This window comes from Nostoc cf. edaphicum LEGE 07299, from assembly GCF_015207245.1.
GTDB classification, from domain to species: Bacteria; Cyanobacteriota; Cyanobacteriia; order Cyanobacteriales; family Nostocaceae; genus Nostoc; species Nostoc edaphicum_B.
The window spans coordinates 1-3038 of record NZ_JADEXF010000818.1; the positions used below are offsets into that span (position 1 = coordinate 1).

Here is a 3038-nt window from a genome sequence, read left to right on the forward strand (position 1 = left end):
ACACAGTAAAAAGCATCATAGATAAGCACAGTTACAGGGCGGTATATTTATAAGAATAATTCAGAAGTCAGGAGTCAAAATTCAGCATAAATTCTGTACGAGTGGTTCATGAATATTGCTTAAAACCGTACTTCGTCCCGCTACGCTAACGCCCGAAGTCAAGCGAAAAAATTAAAATATTCTTCCTGAATTAAAACTTCATCCCTTCATGGGTGGAGTATTCTGACTCCTGAATTCTGACTCATGACTCCTTTTTATTTACTGCACTGCGATTACTGACTATGATACTCCATCAGTAATTTCTAAAATCTTTCAAGTCAACGAAGTAAAAAGGCAGTTTATGAATATTTACTTTCATGCCAAGGTGAGGCGATCGCTTTCTTTCACATATTCAGGTAAAAGCACTGCATTTGATGGATAAAAACTTTCTTTACAGGGTAACTCACCTACTTTAATAAGAGGTGTCCTTGTCGAAAGGCAAACTGTCAACATCCTCAAAGTTACGCAGGTCTTGCTCCATCTGCTGACGGCGTTGTCCGTATGTTCTGCTGTTTCCAATCCTCCCTTCCATCAACCATTCACCAAAGTTGATGCCTTGTTCTACGTGTGAGGCAGACATTTTATTATAATGATCAACCTCCATTTTCTTACGCCACTCAAGCTGCTCTAGCGCACTTTCACTGATGCCAATTTGAAGAGCATATTCTACATATTCAGGTCTGAGAGAACCATCTGGGTTAAATTCCTTTTTCTCTTGTTCAGTGAAGAAATCGTAGGCTGTGTAGATTGGCCACGGTTCTGGATCAGTCTCGTCCAAGTGCTTCCACTCGTCGTATCTTGCTTTTAGTCTAGAGGCATAATCATCAATTGCCTCGTTACTCATTCCTACAGATAACATTTCTTGTCGAGCTTCATTTTTCAAGCTGCCATCTGGATGGAACTCTTTCTTGTGCATATTTATCCAACGCTTAATCCTTGACATAAAAACCTCTCAAAAAATTAATTAATGTTCATCAAACTTTAAATATTATGACTTTGGAATTTAAGCATTTTGACCCTCGTTTAAATCAGTGGATCTATACAGACGATAACAAAACGAACTCTCAATCAATTCTAACTGAAAAGCTCAATAATACTTTACTGGAATTCTACTTTCCTGGTAAAGAATTTTCATTTGGACACTCAGATGAATACAGTACTGCTGAAGAATTAAAGAATCATCCAGATGGACAAATTTTATTACTGTCTTCTAAGACTCGCTTACTTTATGGAGATAAAGAATGTTTAGAAACGATTCAAAAAATTTGTCCAGATAGTAAAGACCGTGGGGCTTATGGTTCCATCTTTCTTGGGGCTTGTAAAAATGCGATTCACGAAAAGCTAAACATTCTGGTAGTAGATGATTCTACTGAAAAGGCTGGTGAAAATGGAGGGATATTATCAAATGATTTAGCATATAAATTAGTTGGTGACTGTTATGGGCAGATTTCAACACAACTCTATGACAAAGTAACCTTAAGAGAATCTCAACCAGATAAAAGCTATCGTGTAATTCAGCATCGATTTGGTTGGGTAGATGGAGTTGGAGAAGATACTACTAAATATCGCTTTGGCAAAGGAACACTCCGACCATACAGACTAGATAGAATAAAATATGCAGATACTAAAAATGAACCAAAAATCGACATAATTCTTCCCGTAAGCAGTTTTAAGGGAACAGACAAGGATAGACCCAAAGGCCCTACTAAACCTCAAATTCAACCAGGATTATATCAGCAAAATATTTGGTTAGCTGAAAAAGGACAATCTCAACAAGGACAGATGTCTATCTCCCAACTATTGGCATCTTTTCCTCACGGACTTAAAGATTTTGTCGAGGAACTAGAGGTACAAGCCCAAAGATTAGCCTCTATTCAAGATGACCCAAGAATTGTTGCTGCTTACTATTGTGAAAGATACGAAAAACGCAAAGAATCATTGAACCAAAGTAAATTAAAAATAGGAGAGATCACAAACCTTGAGCCAGATGTTAAAAACTTAGGGACAAATGACGATTTAGATACAGATGAGGAATTAGATGACGAGAGTACTAAAGATGACTTGTTTATGTACAAACTCATTAAAGCTGATTTACTAGGGCATCAGCAGCTTTTAGAAACTGAGAAGGTCAAACAGGAATTAAACCGTTTTGTACAAAGTGAGTGGCGAGATATTGCTGTTGGGAAAACGCTTACTTTCGACCGAGGAATGATTATTCCTTCCAAGGAACTCAAAAATGGTGAAATCTGTGTCCCTTGGCTGAAGCTTGGAGAAAAAGTTCTTAACTTTCGCTCTCCTTTCCTCAACTCTAATGGATTGTGTGTCTCTACTAATAAACACGTTGAAGACCGTGTTGCTCCAGATGGTAAATCTTTGCAAGGCATAATTGTAGTCAATGACGAAGACCACAAGCGCATACAAGCCAGAATTACAGAGTTAGAAGCACGAGGGATTGATGTTGATTTTATTGACCCAGCAGAAACCGAATCAGAACGCCAAGCACGAGACTACGATGGTGACTGCATTGGTATAGCAAGAGCTAGCTTATATCCTAATTTAACAGCAGAGGCAGAGCGAAGAAATCTTCCCCAAAACGCCTATTCGCCCACGGTTAAGCTCAAAAAACAATCATTTTATGAACCCACCGATGGAACCCAACCCCCATTTGAAAAAATCGCTATCCACATGAGCGATAGCATCAGCGTGGGCATAATCAACAATCAAGTGACAGCACTAGAAGCATTAGAATCAGAAATTGAGGTACTAAAGACTTACGGTACTTTTGAGCAGAAATCAAATTATCTAGACAAAGTTTCTAACCATTACGAAACCCTGTTTGAGCAAGAACGCCAGAAAGATCCAAAGTTAATTCGAGAAGAATACAAGCCTTATATGCAAGGGGTTGTTGAAATTGCTCATTGTCAAAGAACTCCCGAAATTATCCAGCAAGCAATGGACATTAACCGTCAAATGTACCGGAGCATGATTGAAGAAGGATG

At 38.4% G+C, this 3038-nt stretch carries 1 protein-coding gene and 1 pseudogene; one reads left to right on the forward strand and one right to left on the reverse strand.

The features are described from left to right. Positions 1–451: 451 nt before the first annotated feature. Positions 452–982 carry a hypothetical protein gene (locus IQ229_RS21095; protein ID WP_228013621.1) on the reverse strand — a complete coding sequence of 177 codons (531 nt, stop codon included), beginning with the start codon at positions 980–982 and terminating at the stop codon, positions 452–454. A 47-nt stretch (positions 983–1029) separates the two neighbouring features. Between IQ229_RS21095 and IQ229_RS21100 the strand changes: the two are divergent. Then, positions 1030–3038, forward strand: a pseudogene (locus tag IQ229_RS21100) (hypothetical protein); the annotation flags it as partial.